Source organism: Streptomyces sp. NPDC008079, assembly GCF_042957385.1.
Classification (GTDB): domain Bacteria; phylum Actinomycetota; class Actinomycetes; order Streptomycetales; family Streptomycetaceae; genus Actinacidiphila.
In genome coordinates, this window is record NZ_JBIBIC010000001.1 from 731045 (window position 1) to 745721 (window position 14677).

17 protein-coding genes, 1 tRNA gene and 1 pseudogene are annotated in these 14677 nt (G+C 70.2%); 4 read left to right on the top strand and 15 right to left on the bottom strand.

Annotated features, from left to right (window positions below):
- Positions 1-11: 11 nt before the first annotated feature.
- The 5 genes from ACFZAM_RS03155 to ACFZAM_RS03175 all read right to left on the bottom strand — a co-directional run bounded on the left by ACFZAM_RS03155 (position 12) and on the right by ACFZAM_RS03175 (position 4891).
- Positions 12-854, bottom strand: coding sequence for an RNA polymerase sigma factor SigF (locus ACFZAM_RS03155; protein WP_093712083.1), 843 nt, complete (start codon positions 852-854; stop codon positions 12-14).
- A 167-nt stretch (positions 855-1021) separates the two neighbouring features.
- Positions 1022-1843 (bottom strand): SigB/SigF/SigG family RNA polymerase sigma factor, encoded by an 822-nt coding sequence (locus ACFZAM_RS03160; RefSeq protein ID WP_391042301.1) that lies wholly within the window; start codon positions 1841-1843, stop codon positions 1022-1024.
- A gap of 256 nt (positions 1844-2099) precedes the next feature.
- A complete protein-coding gene (locus ACFZAM_RS03165) occupies positions 2100-2393 on the bottom strand; it encodes a Dabb family protein (protein WP_355336532.1) in 294 nt (97 codons plus the stop codon).
- 83 nt (positions 2394-2476) lie between these two features.
- The gene (locus ACFZAM_RS03170; protein WP_188284483.1) at positions 2477-2641 is read right to left on the bottom strand and encodes a hypothetical protein; all 165 of its coding nucleotides are present in this window, start codon (positions 2639-2641) and stop codon (positions 2477-2479) included.
- Between the two features lie 252 nt (positions 2642-2893).
- A complete protein-coding gene (locus ACFZAM_RS03175; protein ID WP_391042302.1) occupies positions 2894-4891 on the bottom strand; it encodes an alkaline phosphatase family protein in 1998 nt (665 codons plus the stop codon).
- Positions 4892-5158: 267 nt separating this feature from the next.
- Here ACFZAM_RS03175 and ACFZAM_RS03180 point away from each other — a divergent pair, with 267 nt between their 5' ends.
- Positions 5159-6298 carry a Fic family protein gene (locus ACFZAM_RS03180; protein WP_355336530.1) on the top strand — a complete coding sequence of 380 codons (1140 nt, stop codon included), beginning with the start codon at positions 5159-5161 and terminating at the stop codon, positions 6296-6298.
- Here the strand turns inward: ACFZAM_RS03180 and ACFZAM_RS03185 are convergent.
- From ACFZAM_RS03185 to ACFZAM_RS03200, 4 genes and pseudogenes are all read right to left on the bottom strand, one after another.
- Positions 6273-6881: a histone deacetylase gene (locus tag ACFZAM_RS03185; protein ID WP_391042303.1), complete on the bottom strand. Its 609-nt coding sequence runs from the start codon at positions 6879-6881 to the stop codon at positions 6273-6275. The genes ACFZAM_RS03180 and ACFZAM_RS03185 overlap by 26 nt on opposite strands.
- Before the next feature lie 3 nt (positions 6882-6884).
- Positions 6885-7127: a hypothetical protein gene (locus ACFZAM_RS03190; RefSeq protein ID WP_391042304.1), complete on the bottom strand. Its 243-nt coding sequence runs from the start codon at positions 7125-7127 to the stop codon at positions 6885-6887.
- Between the two features lie 158 nt (positions 7128-7285).
- The gene (locus ACFZAM_RS03195) at positions 7286-7615 is read right to left on the bottom strand and encodes a hypothetical protein (RefSeq protein WP_391042306.1); all 330 of its coding nucleotides are present in this window, start codon (positions 7613-7615) and stop codon (positions 7286-7288) included.
- A gap of 29 nt (positions 7616-7644) precedes the next feature.
- Positions 7645-8055 (bottom strand): annotated as a pseudogene (locus ACFZAM_RS03200) (transposase); the annotation flags it as partial.
- 267 nt (positions 8056-8322) lie between these two features.
- Between ACFZAM_RS03200 and ACFZAM_RS03205 the strand changes: the two are divergent.
- Positions 8323-8928: a Uma2 family endonuclease gene (locus ACFZAM_RS03205; RefSeq protein ID WP_391042308.1), complete on the top strand. Its 606-nt coding sequence runs from the start codon at positions 8323-8325 to the stop codon at positions 8926-8928.
- Between the two features lie 93 nt (positions 8929-9021).
- Here ACFZAM_RS03205 and ACFZAM_RS03210 read toward each other — a convergent pair.
- From ACFZAM_RS03210 to ACFZAM_RS03225, 4 genes are all read right to left on the bottom strand, one after another.
- Positions 9022-9111, bottom strand: a tRNA-Ser gene (locus ACFZAM_RS03210).
- A gap of 31 nt (positions 9112-9142) precedes the next feature.
- Entirely contained in the window at positions 9143-9577 is a 435-nt protein-coding gene (locus ACFZAM_RS03215) for a nucleoside deaminase (RefSeq protein WP_355336525.1), read from the bottom strand.
- 32 nt (positions 9578-9609) lie between these two features.
- Complete coding sequence (locus ACFZAM_RS03220; RefSeq protein WP_355336524.1) at positions 9610-10149, bottom strand: hypothetical protein; 540 nt, start codon at positions 10147-10149, stop codon at positions 9610-9612.
- 271 nt (positions 10150-10420) lie between these two features.
- A complete protein-coding gene (locus tag ACFZAM_RS03225; RefSeq protein WP_391042310.1) occupies positions 10421-10750 on the bottom strand; it encodes a hypothetical protein in 330 nt (109 codons plus the stop codon).
- Positions 10751-10919: 169 nt separating this feature from the next.
- On the opposite strand from ACFZAM_RS03225, the gene upp reads away from it, so the two are divergent.
- A complete protein-coding gene (gene upp / locus ACFZAM_RS03230) occupies positions 10920-11555 on the top strand; it encodes a uracil phosphoribosyltransferase (protein WP_355336522.1) in 636 nt (211 codons plus the stop codon).
- 232 nt (positions 11556-11787) lie between these two features.
- Here the strand turns inward: upp and ACFZAM_RS03235 are convergent, their stop codons facing one another.
- Both ACFZAM_RS03235 and ACFZAM_RS03240 read right to left on the bottom strand, forming a co-directional pair.
- On the bottom strand, positions 11788-12507 hold the full coding sequence (locus tag ACFZAM_RS03235; RefSeq protein WP_391042312.1) for a LytR C-terminal domain-containing protein: 720 nt from the start codon (positions 12505-12507) through the stop codon (positions 11788-11790).
- A 21-nt stretch (positions 12508-12528) separates the two neighbouring features.
- Positions 12529-12825 carry a type II toxin-antitoxin system VapB family antitoxin gene (locus tag ACFZAM_RS03240; RefSeq protein ID WP_188284476.1) on the bottom strand — a complete coding sequence of 99 codons (297 nt, stop codon included), beginning with the start codon at positions 12823-12825 and terminating at the stop codon, positions 12529-12531.
- Positions 12826-12922: 97 nt separating this feature from the next.
- On the opposite strand from ACFZAM_RS03240, the gene ACFZAM_RS03245 reads away from it, so the two are divergent.
- Positions 12923-14650: a helicase HerA-like domain-containing protein gene (locus ACFZAM_RS03245; RefSeq protein WP_391042314.1), complete on the top strand. Its 1728-nt coding sequence runs from the start codon at positions 12923-12925 to the stop codon at positions 14648-14650.
- Positions 14651-14677 lie beyond the last annotated feature (27 nt).

The following is a 14677-nucleotide window of genomic DNA, read 5'->3' on the forward strand; positions in this document are numbered from 1 at the left end:
TCAGTGCCACCTCATGCCTCTGCGGTGAGGCCGTCACGGAGCTGTGCGAGGGTGCGGGTCAGCAGCCGGGAGACGTGCATCTGGGAGATGCCGACCTCCTCGCCGATCTGCGACTGCGTCATGTTCGCGAAGAACCGCAGCATGATGATCTGCCGTTCGCGCGGCGGCAGTTGGGCCAGCAGCGGCTTGAGCGACTCGCGGTACTCGACGCCTTCGAGCGCGGTGTCCTCGTAGCCGAGGCGGTCCGCGAGGGTGCCCTCGCCGCCGTCGTCCTCGGGCGGCGGGGAGTCCAGCGAGCTGGCGGTGTACGCGTTGCCCACCGCGAGGCCGTCGACGACATCCTCCTCCGACACCCCGAGGCAGACCGCCAGTTCGGCGACCGTCGGCGACCTGTCCAGCTTCTGGGAGAGGTCGTCGCTGGCCTTGGTGAGCGCCAGCCGCAGTTCCTGGAGGCGGCGCGGGACCCGGACCGACCAGGAGGTGTCGCGGAAGAATCGCTTCACCTCACCGACGATCGTCGGCATCGCGAAGGTCGGGAACTCCACCCCGCGCTCGCAGTCGAAGCGGTCGATCGCCTTGATCAGGCCGATCGTGCCGACCTGGACGATGTCCTCCATCGGCTCGTTCCGACTGCGGAAGCGAGCGGCTGCGTACCGCACGAGTGGCAGATTCAGCTCGATGAGCGTGTCACGTACATAGGTGCGTTCCGGGCTGTCCACCGGCAGTTCCGCGAGGCGCAGGAACAGCGATCGGGACAGCGTGCGGGTGTCGATGGCCTCGCCGTGAAGAGCATCGTGCGGTGCGGTCGCCGTGTCGGGCTTGAGCACCTTGGGACTGCCCACCTGTACGGACATGCCACCCCCTTGAGGTCGCGGACGGGTGTCGCGAGCGACGGTTGTTCCTCCACTGGAATACCGGAGGCCGGCTCGCGACAAACGCGGTACCCGCAGAATGTCACATGTCGGCAACACGCTGTAGCGCCATGTCGACATATCTGTGCAGGTGACTTAATCCTCTTCAGCTACGCTTCGAGCTGGTTTGCGGACCTCAGCCGCGCGAAGCTCCGGGACAGCAGACGGGACACGTGCATCTGCGAAACCCCCAGTTCCGCACTGATCTGGGACTGCGTCAGGTTGCCGAAGTAGCGGAGCAACAGGATTCGCCGCTCCCGCTCGGGAAGCTGGACCAGAAGATGGCGGACGAGGTCGCGGTGCTCGACCCCGGACAGCGCCGGGTCCTCGTAGCCGAGCCGGTCGAGCAGCCCCGGCGCCCCGTCGCCCTCCTGCGCCGCCTCCAGTGAGGTCGCGTGGTAGGCGCGGCCCGCCTCCAGGCACGCCAGCACCTCCTCCTCGGCGAGCTTGAGCCGCTCGGCGATCTCGGCCGTCGTCGGCGACCTGCCGTGCAGCACGGTCAGGTCCTCGATCGCGCCGCTCACCTGGACCCACAGCTCGTGCAGGCGGCGCGGCACGTGCACGGTCCGCACGTTGTCCCTGAAGTAACGTTTGATCTCGCCGACGACGGTCGGCATCGCGAAGGTCGGGAACTGCACGCCGCGCTCCGGGTCGAACCGGTCGATCGCGTTGATCAGGCCGATCGTGCCGACCTGGACCACGTCCTCCATCGGTTCGTTGCGGCTCCTGAAGCGGGCCGCCGCGTAGCGCACCAGCGGCAGATTCACCTCGATCAGCGCGGCCCGCACCCGTGCGTGCTCGGGGGTGCCGGGCTCCAGCTTGGTGATCTGCTCGAAGAGCACCTGGGTGAGCGCTCTCGCGTCCGCCGCGTTGGCACTGGGCGTACGGGTTCTGCCTCGGGGATACGTTGTTGACGCCGTATGGGCCGACACCGGCACACCACACCCCTTATCGGTCCACTCATCCGGCAAAAGCGGTCATAGCATCACAATTCATGTCCGCTTTGTGCAAGCACCGCATATTGCCGTGTTGTACGAACCGGCGGCCCGGAAGTCCCCCGTCCGGCGGTGTGAATCCGGAGCGAAGGGTGCGCGGAGGTGGCGCGCGAGGGGGCTCAAAGGGCGCGAAAACGCCCCCCACCGGTCGGCGGGGGGCGCGCGAAGGCTCGTCGTGCGCTCGGCCGGGAGGTCAGATCTCCAGGTCCGCGATCACCCAGGTGGCGAACTCCGACCAGAGCGCGACGGCCGCCCGGTGCTCCGGGTGTTCGAGATACGCCGTCAGCGCCGCCGCGTCCGCGACGGTGGAATTGATGGCGAAGTCGTAGGCGATCGGGCGGTCCGTGATGTTCCAGCCGCACTCCCAGGAGAGCGTTTCGGGCACCTTCTCGCCGAGCTCGGCGAAGGCCCGCGCGCCCGCCTGGACACGCGGTTCGTCCTGCCGCACGCCCTCGTTGAGCCTGAACAGGACCAGATGCCGGATCATGGGACTCCCTCGCCGCCGGCATGCCGCCGCGTGCCGCTGGGTACTGGTGGTGCGCCGCCGGAGCGGCCGGGACGGCCCGCCGGTCAGTTGGCCAGGTCGTGCATGAACTTCCCGATGCTCTTCGCGGCGTTCGATATGCCCTGGAAGCCTACCTGGACGAGATCAGCGGCTCGGGCCGGCTGATTGATGATCGTGTAGAGGATGAAGATCACCAGTACGTACATGGTGATCTTCTTCGCCTGCGCCATGCGCCTTTGCCCTCCCCAGCCCGCAGCCCGCACCGACGGTCACAAGTGTGCAATCACGGAAGTCTATCCATCAGATGGCGTAATCAGACGGCCTGTTGTCCCAATCATCCTCTTAGAAGATGAAGGTCGGGCTCGGGTTCGTGGCAGGTCCGGAGCGTGGGATCGGCCTGTCGGCACCGCTTGCCGCCGCTTGCCGCGGCTTACCGCCCCTTGACCTCGCTTTGCCGTCGCTTTGTTTCCGCCCGCCCGCTGTCACGTCCTGCGGCGCCGGAGCAGCAGCAGCCATGTGCCGCCCGCCGCCGCCGGCAGCACCACCAGGGCGGACCCGCTGGCGATCTCCGTGCCGGTCAGCCGGGCGCCCGGCCCCGAGGCGGCGGGCGCGCCCGTACCCGGTCCCGCCGTCGTGGCGTCCGCGGCCGACGCCGCGCCCCTGCTCGTACCGCTGCTCGTACCCGTGGTCGTACCCCTGCTCGTACCGCTGCTGGTACCCGTGGTCGTACCGCTCGCCGTACCGCCCGACGCGCCTTCCGGGAGCGGGGTCCTGCGGCCGGGCGCCACCCGTACCGGCACGGTCTTCGCGACCGAGCCGTCCGCGTTCAGCAGCACCGCGCGCTGCTGGGGCCGGGCGAAGTCGAACATCGGGTCGAGCGGGTGCGCGGTCGCGTCGAAGGAGCCGTCGCCGATCCGGCCCGTCCCCCAGTTGTCCTCGATGAAGCGCAGGACGGACGACTGGGTGGTCAGCGCGTGCTCGACGTGATCGCGCCGGGTGTAAGGGGACACGACCAGCAGCGGCAGCCGCGGTCCCGGACCGCAGCGGTCGAGGTAGCCGCCCGCGGCGGGCGGGCCGTCGGCGCACATCGCGGTGTCCGCGCCCGCGTCGGTGGAGCCGTTGGTGATCGCGGCGGCGACCTGGTCGTACCAGCCGTCGGAGTCGTCGTACGCCACGATCACCGCCGTGCTCGCCCACTGCGGCGACCGCTGGACCGCGTTGATCTCGCGGACCAGGAAGTGCTGCTCGTCCAGCGGGTCGGAGTAGCCCGCGTGCCCGTCCTGGTACTCGGCCGCCTTCAGGAACGACACCGCGGGCAGATTCCCGGCCGCGAGCGCCGTGTCGAAGTCGGTCAGGTCGTACTGGTGGTTGGCCCGGTCCTGGCGGCCGATCATCGCGGCGGACGTCGGCGGCAGGTGGTGCGGGTTCGCCGTCGACTCGTAGTACTGGAACGGCTCGTGGTGCGGCGAGTAGTCCACCGACGCGTTGCCGCCGACATTGGCGTGGGTCGCGCCGCAGACCGCCGTGCCGCCCGGCGAGGACGTCGGCGCGAAGCCGCCCTGGAACCAGCCCCAGGTCACGCCCTTGTCGTTGAGCAGGTCCCCGACGTTGCGGCCGCGCATCGCGGTGAGCTGGCCGGTCGCGGTGTGGTTGTTGTCCGAGCAGTCGTCGTACGCCGGGTCCGGGTCGGTGACGACCGTGCCGACCCCGGTCGTGGGGTCGGGGCTGCGTACGGTCGTGGACCGCTCCACCGGGACCTGCTCACCGGTCTTCGGGTCGATCGAGACGCCGCCGTGCGTCTGCCCGGAGACCAGGCCGAGCGCGCCGGGCGTGGAGGGGCCGAAGACGTCGCCGAAGCTGTTGTCGCCCAGCGTGTAGTTCTGGGCGTAGTTCCACAGCGCGGTGACGGTGTTCCCGTCGAAGTAGTCCATCGTCAGGCCCGGACTCCCGTACAGCCCCGAGCACTTGTCGCTGCTCGTGTGCTGCACGAATTGGTCCATCGCGCCGTCGTCGTACGCCTGCTGCTCGGGCGTGTAGCTGTGGTTCTGGTCGCAGGTGAGCGCCTGCGACGGGCTCAGGCGGCGCGGCTGGTACTGGTTCGGGTTGTGCGTCAGCAGCCGGGAGCCGTCGCTGAGCAGATTCACCGGGGCCGGGGTGCCGGGGGCGGCCGTGAAGCGCGTGCCGTCGGTGTTCGCGGCCTGCGGATACGTACCGAAGTAGTGGTCGAAGGAGACGTTCTCGTCGAAGATGACCACGACGTGTTTGACCGGCGTGGCCGTCGCGGCCTCGGGTCCCGGAGCGCCGGACGCCCCGGACGCCCCGGACGCCCCTGGCGCCACGGCCAGCACGGCGGCGGCGGTCAGGGCCGTCGCGGCCAGCGCGATCCGCCCGCGGTGCGCGTGTCCCCGGTGCGCGTGTCCCTGGTGTACGTGTCCGCGCCGGACCCGCCCTCGGCTCCTCGTTCGCTCAGCCAGGTCCATGCTCCCGATCCCACCTTCGCTCTCGTGCCGCCCGCACCAGACATATCAGGACACACCGACCGTCGCGCCGCCTTCGCCGATCCGCCCTTCGGTGAACGCGACCCCGACTCCGTACGAACGTACGGAGTCCGCCCCCCAAGGGGAACGCCCCCGCCCGCCCCGGACGCCCCCCGCGCGACGAGATCAGGCCACGCTGGCCAGCCCCGCGAGGTAGGTCGCGTTGAGGGACGGTTTGACGTATTGACGAGATGATGGTGTCATTGCGTCATGTTGTATGAAACGCCTGGCCTGGACGACGTGGATGAGCGGGTCCTCGGTGAGATCGAGGGGATGCGCGACCGGCTCCGGCTCCACCTGCGGACGCCGCGCCGTTGGGAGGGGCAGCTCCGCCGCAATCTGACAGCGCGGGCGATCGCCGGCTCGAACACGATCGAGGGATACGCGGCGAGCGTCGCCGATGTCGAAGACATCATGCTCGGCGAGGCGCCGATCGAGGCCGACCAGACGGTCTCCGCCGAGATCGAGGGCTACCGGCAGGCCATGACGTACATCCAGCGACTGACGGACGCCGGGCCGGACTTCGCCTACGGCAAGGGTCTGCTCAACGGTCTGCACTTCATGATGCAAGGCCACCACCTGCTCAAACGTCCGGGCTGGTGGAGGTCCGGTGCGGTGTACGTGACCTCACCCGAGGACCCGACCATCGCGGCCTACACCGCGCCTGACGCCGACTCGGTGCCGGATCTCATCGCGGAACTGGTCGTCTGGCTCAACGAGGGCGACCTGGAAGCGCCCGCTCTGGTGCGAGCCGCGATGGCGCACCTCAATCTCGTCGCGATCCACCCCTGGGCGGACGGAAACGGCCGGATGTCCCGCGCGCTCCAGACCTTGGTCCTGGCGCGGGAAGGGATCGTCGCGCCGGAGTTCTCCAGTATTGAGGAGTGGCTGGGCCGGGCCCGCAACACCTATCGCTACTACGACGTACTGGCGGAGGTCGGCGGCCCGGTCTGGACGCCGGACCGGGACACCCGCGCCTGGGTCCGGTTCTGCCTGCGCGCCCACCATCAACAGGCCCAGGCCGTACAGCGGCAGGTCGAGACCACCCGCACGGTGTGGTCCGCGCTTGAGGAGGCCGTCGAGCGACAAGGGCTGCCCGAGCGCACGCTGTACGCCCTGTACCCGGCCCTGATGGGAAACCGGGTCCGGCGGGCGACGTACCAGGCGGACGCGGAGTTGAGCGAGCAGCAGGCCCAACGTGACATCCGTGAACTCGTCAGGGCGGGATGGCTGTCGGCCCACGGTGAAGCGCAGGGGCGCTACTACGCACAGGGCCCCGGGGTGCCGGAGGAGATCGTTCGCGGAGTACGTGATCCGCGACCGCTCATCGAGCCGTACTCCGCGACGTGAGGCCCGCGAGGTAGGTCGTGATCGCTTCGGGGGGCCAGGTGTGGGCTTCGCGGAGGCCCGCGGCGAGGTGGGCGAGGTAGGCGGGGGACGGGGCGACCGGCCGGGCGTCGGGGGCGTGCCAGGGGGCGGTGAAGGTGAGGAGGGGGTGGGTTTCGAGGTCGCCGAGGTGGAGGAGGGTTTCGTAGCGGCCGGGGCCGAGGCGGTCGCGGCCCTCGGCGAGGACCCGGGTGAGGTCGAGGTCGTGGCCGGGGGCGGCGTACATCTCCTGGGCGGCGATGTCCGAGAACTGACCGAGGGTCAGGAGGTGGGCGCGGGCCCAGGCGCGGCCGGGGGCCAGCGGGTCGTAGAAGGCGCGTCCGCCGTGCCAGACCGGCGACCAGGTGGCGAAGTACACCGTCCCCGGCAGCTCGATCCCCACCGAGCGCTCCGGCATCCGCGGGTCGCGGCAACCGGGATACGTACGCCCGCCGCCGTCCGCGGTGTCCTGGGCCGTGCCGCCCGTCAGGTAGCAACGCAGGCGCGCCAGCGACATGTTGGAGCCGTACGACACGTACCAGACCAGGCGTTCCGACGTGGCGGGCATCGGTTACGGGCCTGGGGTCGTCGGTTCCGTCGCGGGCAGGCCGCGCGGGAGGACGTCGGGGAAGAGGCCGAACCGCGGTACGCCGTCGCCGGGTTCGAGGGCCTGGGGATTGCGCCGGTGCGGGCGCGAGGCGCGGGCCGCGTCACCCGGCACCGCGAGGAATTCGTCGTGCGTCGACCACCCCGGCCACCGCGGCGCGCCCGGCGCCGCGCCTTCGCCGGTCGTGGCGTTCACGGGGGAGGGCATGGCTCCGATTCTACCGGGGGAGCGGGCCGGGTTTATTGAGTAACCGCTGGTCACTGAAGAGGTGAGGCTTGGGAGCAGTGATGTCCCAGCTTCCTACTGCTGTTGTCGATGACTCCGTTCGCGGAAACGGGTTCCGACTCAATCGCCGCGCGCGGAGCTCAGCAGTGGTCCTCGACGTAGAGCATGCGGCGTCCCGGCTCGGCGCGGAACTCGTGAGCCAGGTAGCGGCCGGTCGACCATGTTCCGCCGGGGCCCATGTACTCGTCTTTGATCCGGTCCCAGAGCAGGGGACGTTCGGCCGCCGTCGTGAGCCGGGGGCTCATACCGCCCATGTCTCCCCAGAAGACAAGTGTGGTGGCGTCCTTGACCAGCCGACGGACGATGCGCAGGTCAAGCCGATTGCGATGAAGAATCCAGCTCGTCCCTTCGTCGTCAAGGAGGGTCAGGGGTCCGCTCAGACTGTCGGGGCTGGCGGAAAAAGACTGCATACGTCGATTCTTCCATGCGCCTTCACCGCGGCGACGTCGGCGAAGGCCGCCAAGGCGTCTGGGAAGTCGAACCTGTCCAGGCTGCCACCGACGGCGGCGAGGAACTCGGCTCCGAGAGTCGTGCCGATGCCCGGGACGCTCAGCACGATGTCAGCGAGCTCGTGCTCGCGAAACCGGTCCTCGATGAGCTTGTCCAGCTCGACAACATGCTCGTTGAGAGCCATCGCCAGCCGAGTGACCCCGGCACGGCGGATCGCATGCGGAGTCTGGCAGCCCGTCAGCAGCCTGAGTGGGCCGGTGTTGGCCATGTCCAGGGCCCTCTCCAGGGCCGGGAACATGGACAGCGGAGTGCCGCGCAGGCGGTTGACCACGCGGGTGAGGACCTCCTGGCCGTGGCTGACCAGCAGCGCCAGCAGCAGCGCGGGCTCACCGCCGGTCACCCCTGGGCGACCCAACCCTACGAATGGCTCGATCAACCCGATCAAGAAGGTAGAGCCGTTTGGGGGGCGACAGGCGCGCGGCGCGGCTTGGGAGCCATGCGCTCATGGATCGTCGTTCTTCGGCCGGTCCCGGAACGCCGCAGGCCGGGGCAAGTCCGCCTTGGCGATGGCCGCGGTGGCATGCAGACTCGCAGGAGCAACCGCGTCAGTCGGTTGCAGGCGCTTCACTGGCTCGGGTGCCGGTTGAACCCACCGTACGGAGGAGTCGTGACCGAAGCAGCGGACCCGCAGGTCTACGCACGTATGCGGAAGATCGCGGAGGAGCTCTGGCCGCTGGCGGACCGCATGCAAGGTGCCTGGGCGATCGAGATCGGAGCTGCCGGGGTCGTCGTGATGATGAGCCCGGTCAACCGCCACGAGGCCATCGCCACCCGCGTCGTCCGCCAGTTGAACGCTCAGCTCCCGGCCACGCATCCGGACCGTGACATCGTCGCCCAGTCAGGTGCCGAAGTGGAGCACCCGGCGGTGGGGCGGATGCGCCGACCGGACGCCGTCGTCCTCCCGCTCGACATCCTGGAAGAGCCGAAACCGACAGTCGACCCCGCTGACCTGCTCGCGGTGGTCGAGGTGGTCTCCGAGTCCAACCCGGACAACGACTACGTCGAGAAGGCCGCCGACTACCCCGCGATGGGCATCCCGCTCTACCTGCTCATCGACCCTCGCAAGGGTCTCGTCTTCACCTACGCCGACCCCGCCCCCGGCTCCAGCGGCCCGCACTACTCCACCGTGCTCCCCTACGTCTTCGGCGACCAGGTCCCCTTCGGCCCCTGGACCATCGACACCAGCGACTTCAAGCGCTACGACGACGAGTAACGGCCACGAAGGGTTCCCCGGCGAACGGCCCTCCGACGAACACGTTGAGGGGCCCGACCGCAGTGCGGTCGGGCCCCTCAACTTCGCTGTTCATGGCGGTAGCGGTGGGATTTGAACCCACGGAGGAGTTGCCCCCTCACACGCTTTCGAGGCGTGCTCCTTAGGCCGCTCGGACACGCTACCGAGAGAGATCCTAGCCCACGCGGGGGGGTGGTCAGAAATCGGTTGTACGGAAGAAGCGGGTGAGGAGGGCGGCGGAGGGGGTGGGGAGGACATCGGGGATGACTTCGGGGCGGTGGTTGAGGCGGCGGTCGCGGACCACGTCCCAGAGGGAACCGGCGGCGCCCGCCTTGTCGTCGGCGGCGCCGTAGACGACGCGGTCGAGCCGGGAGAGGACGATCGCGCCCGCGCACATGGTGCACGGTTCGAGGGTGACCGCGAGGGTGCAGCCGGTCAGGCGCCAGCCGCCGACGGAGGCGGCGGCGCGGCGGATGGCGAGGACCTCGGCGTGGGCGGTCGGATCGCCGGTGGCCTCGCGCTCGTTGCGGGCACGGGACAGCACCGTGCCGTCGGGGGCCAGCACGACCGCGCCCACCGGTACGTCACCGGTGAGCGGGGCCTGTGCCGCCTCTTCCAGGGCCAGCCGCATCGCGGCGACCCAGGGGTCCTTCAGAGGGTCTGTCAGCGGACCGCCTCCAGCACGTCCCCGCACCCCAGCGCGTCGGCGATCTCGCCGAGCGCCTCACCGGTCAGCGCGCCGTCACCGCTGAGCGCCAGCAGTTCCCTGGTGCTCATGCCGAGATCCGTGAGGATGTCGGTTTCGCCGAGCGGACCGGTCGGCACATGGTCTTCCGAGGGGCCCGCCACGGCGTCCTCGGTCTCGTCGTCCTCGCCGTCCTCGGTGCCGTCGAGGTCCACGAGTTCGTCCAGGTCCTCGGGGTCGCGGCCCAGCACTTCGTCGGTGAGCAGGATCTCCCCGTACGAACTGCGGGCGGCGGCAGCCGCGTCGGACACGTAGATCCTGGGATCCTCTTCACCGTCCACACGGATGACGCCGAACCAGGCGTCCTCCTGTTCGATGAAGACCAGAACCGTTTCCTCCTCGTCGCCGGCCGCGCGGGCCAGATCGCTCAGATCGGCGAGGGTTTCCACATCGTCGAGATCGGGTTCGCTCGCTTGCCAACCGTCCTCGGTGCGCGCGAGCAGTGCGGCGAAGTACACCGTGACTCTCCCACAGGGTCTCAGGCCGTCCGGACCGGATGGGGGCCGCTTTCGACTTCCGTTGGCCCCACCCACTCGGCATCGTGGCAGAAACCGGGGCGTTGCGAAGGGTCTTCTGCACCGCGACGTGCCAGGTCTTCGTCACTTCTCTGGAAAGTCCGGCCATCGGGGGCCCGGAACGGTCACCCGTACGGTACTGATCCGTCACGCTGTGTACGCGGCGCGTACGCGGCGTATACGTGATCCGTACCCGGTCACGCGCGCGGCTCGGTCACCAACGGAAGGTGCGCATCCGCATTTGCTGACGGAGCCGGGCGACCCGGGCGCGTCGCGGCTGGACCCGCTCGCGCAGCTCCTTTGCTTCGTTCAGCTCCCGCAGGAACAGCGCGCGCTTGCGGCGCCGCTCGATGTCCGTGTCGCGGGCGGGGGAACGGCCGGGAGACCGGTCCGCGGACCGGTCAGCGGATCGGTCGGCAGTACGGTCCGCAGCGCCGGCGGGGGCGCCGTCGGTGGCGCGATCCGGGGTGCGATCGGTGCGATCCGCGTCACGGTCGATGGCTCGGTCGGTTGCTCGCTCGGCTGCTCGGTCGGGCTCCGGCATCTCGGGCACCATCCCTGGGGCTCGCTTCACCCGGAAGGCACACCGGGCGTATCTGGCCAGTTTCCCTCGTTCGCGCCGTTTACCCCACGCCAGGCGCAGAAGGTGCGCGGAGCCGGGCTGCTCATCGCACTGGCGACGCGCCCCCCACCCGGCGGATACAGTCATATTCATGCGTCTCCATGTTGTCGACCACCCGCTGGTCGCGCACAAGCTCACCACCCTGCGCGACGAGCGCACCGACTCGCCGACGTTCCGGCGGCTCGCCGACGAGCTGGTCACCCTGCTCGCCTACGAGGCCACCCGCGACGTGCGGACCGAGCAGGTCGACATCCGCACCCCGGTCGGCCCGACCACCGGGGTCAGGCTCTCCTACCCGCGCCCCCTCGTAGTGCCGATCCTGCGCGCCGGGCTCGGCATGCTCGACGGCATGGTGCGGCTGCTGCCCACCGCCGAGGTCGGCTTCCTCGGCATGGTCCGCGACGAGGAGACGCTGGAGGCGGCGACGTACGCCACCCGTATGCCGGAGGACCTGTCGGGACGGCAGGTGTACGTGGTCGACCCGATGCTGGCGACAGGCGGCACCCTGGTGGCGGCGATCGACCTGCTGATCGACCGCGGCGCCGACGACGTCACCGCGCTGTGCCTGCTGGCCGCGCCCGAGGGCGTCGAGTCGATGGAGCGCGCCCTGGCGGGCAAGCCGGTCACCGTGGTCACGGCCGCGGTCGACGAGCGGCTGAACGAGCGCGGCTACATCGTGCCCGGCCTCGGCGACGCGGGCGACCGGATGTACGGCACGGTGAGCTGACAATCGGCCCGGCCCGACCCGGCGTGTCGCGGACGCCCCGGAAGGGCTGAACGGTCAGGACGGGCAGGGCGGGCTGAACGGTCCGGACACCCTGAACGCTGTCCGGCCGCTGATCCGACAAGCGGAGGGGCGGGACCTGGCTCAGGTCCCGCCCCTCTCGCACGTACGCTGTCGGCCGCCACGAAGGCAGTCACCCGCGCCAAGCCACCCGCGCAAGCGCCCGCCACGGCGGCTAGTGCTTCGCCGGCGCGCCCGCCTTCGTCGTGGCCCCCGTCTTGCCGGGGGCGCCTCCCGACGCGCTCGGGCTCGGCGTCACGCACACCGGCTTCGGCGGCGGCGGGTTCGCCGCCACGATCCGGGCCTTCGCCACGTCGGTCGGACCGGAAAGCGCCGTGAAGGCCGTGCCGATCATCACATCGACGGTCTTGTCGGTCCGCTTGGGGTCGATCTTCACGGTCGAGCCCGCCACCTGGGTGCCCGCCGTGCGGGCCGCCGCCTCGCCCGCGGGCCCGGCGACGATCAGCGCGGACTCGCCGACCTTCTTGTCGTACGGGTCGGGCGCGTTGCCGAATTTGTTGACCTTGAAGCCGCGCTTGGCCAGCTCGTCGGCCGTGGTCTTGGCCAGACCGCCCTTGGCGGTGGCGTTGAAGACGTTCAGCGTGACGCCCGCGGGCTGGGGCAGCGGGGCCGGTTTACCCGTGGGGGCGGTGGGGGCCACGGTGACGCAGGGGCGGTTCTGCGGTGCCGCGTTCGCCTTCGTGTCGCCGTTGTCGTCCCCGCGGAAGACATGGACGAGTTGCAGCGCCCCGTAACCGAAGAGGCCGAGCACGACGACCGAGGCGAGCACGGCGGTGACGACACGGCCGCGGCGGCGCGGGCGGCGCATCCTCGGGTACTGCTTGCCGGTGACCCGGTACTTCCCGCCCATACCGGAGGGGGTCAGCATGCTCATGAGCGCAGCGTAAGCGGATTGTCAGTCCATCTCCAGGACCCGGGCGTGGAGCACCTGGCGCTGCTGGAGCGCGGCGCGTACCGCCCGGTGGAGTCCGTCCTCGAGATAGAGGTCGCCCCGCCATTTCACGACATGGGCGAAGAGGTCGCCGTAAAAGGTGGAATCCTCGGCAAGAAGTGTCTCCAGGTCGAGCTGTCCCTTGGTGGTCACCAACTGGTCCAGCCGCACGGGACGTGGGGCGACGTCGGCCCACTCGCGCGTACTCACCCGGCCGTGGTCCGGGTACGGCCGCCCGTTTCCGATGCGCTTGAAGATCACACGGAAAGCCTACCGGCCCGGCTTGTCCGGGCGCAGCACCGCTGCCGGGGTGCGATGGTGGCAAAAGCCTCATCGTCGTATGAATCGGGAGCATGTGATGACCGATCCCCAGCCGAATAGTTCCGCCGGTGAGGCCGTCACGGGTGAGGCGGCCGTGACACCGGGGTCGACTCCCGCACCGTCCGGGCCGACAGCCCCACCGTCCTGGCCGACTCCCGCGCCGTCCGGGCCATCAGCCGCGCCGTCCGGGCCATCAGCCCCACCATCCGGGCCGACACTGCCGTCCCCCGCCGCCGACATCGCCCGCGGCTACGCCTTCACCGGCCCCGCGCTGGACCTCGGCGCGCTGCTCTGGGAGGGCGAGTGCCACCCCGACGCGCCGGTCCGCATCCCGCTCGGCATGCTCAACCGGCACGGCCTGGTGGCGGGCGCCACCGGCACCGGCAAGACCAAGACGCTCCAGCTCATCGCGGAACAGCTCTCCGCGCAGGGCGTCCCGGTCTTCCTCGCGGACGTGAAAGGCGACATCTCCGGCGTGTCGGCGCCGGGCCAACCGGGTGAGAAGGTCCAGCGGCGGGCGGCGGAAGTCGGCCAGAACTGGACGGCCACCGGTTTTCCGGCCGAGTTCTACGCGCTGGGCGGCCTCGGCCCCGGCATCCCGGTACGGGCGACCGTCACCGCCTTCGGCCCCGTCCTGATGTCCAAGGTGCTCGGCCTGAACACCACGCAGGAGCAGTCGCTCGGCCTGATCTTCCACTACGCCGACACCAAGGGCCTCGAGCTGTACGACCTCAAGGACCTGCGGGCCGTCATCGCCTTTCTGACCTCCGACGCGGGCAAGCCGGAGCTGAAGGAGATCGGCGGGATCTCGTCGGCGACGGCCGGGGTGCTGATGCGGACGCTGACGGCCTTCGAGGCGCAGGGCGCCGCCGCGTTCTTCGGCGAGCCGGAATTCGACACGAGCGAGCTGCTGCGTACGGCGTCCGACGGGCGCGGGCTGGTCTCCGTGCTGGAGCTGCCCGCCGTGCAGGACAAGCCGCAGCTCTTCTCGACCTTCCTGATGTGGCTGCTCGCCGACCTCTTCCAGGACCTGCCCGAGGTCGGCGACCTCGACCGGCCGAAACTGGTCTTCTTCTTCGACGAGGCGCACCTGCTCTTCAACGGCGCCTCGAAGGCGTTCCTCGACGCGATCACCCAGACCGTACGGCTGATCCGCTCCAAGGGCGTCGGCGTCTTCTTCGTCACGCAGACGCCCAAGGACGTCCCCGGCGACGTGCTCGCCCAGCTCGGCAACCGTGTCCAGCACGCCCTGCGCGCCTTCACGCCCGATGACGCCAAGGCGCTGCGCGCCACCGTCTCCACCTTCCCCAACTCCGCTTACGACCTGGGCGAGTCGCTCACCTCGCTCGGCACCGGCGAGGCCGTCGTCACCGTCCTCAGCGAGAACGGCGCGCCGACGCCGGTGGCCGCCACCCGGCTGCGCGCCCCCGAGTCGCTGATGGGTCCCGTGGACGCGGCCGTGCTCGACTCCGCCGTCAAGTCCTCGCCGCTGTACGGGCGGTACGCCGAGGCGGTCGACCGCGAGTCCGCCTACGAGAAGCTGGCCGCCGCCGAAGCGGCTTCCGCCGCGCGGGCCGAAGCCGCCGAGAGCGCGCCCAAGGCCGCGCCGAAGAGCGGCCGTTCCTCCGCCAAGGGCGCCGCCGCCGACGCCGGAATCGTCGAACAGGTCGTCCACAGCGGCGCGTTCAAGTCTCTCGCCCGCTCCATGGGTACGCAGCTCGGCCGCGAGATCAGCCGCTCGCTGTTCGGCGTCCGCAAGCGGTAGCGACGCCAGCGGACATGGCGGCGGCGA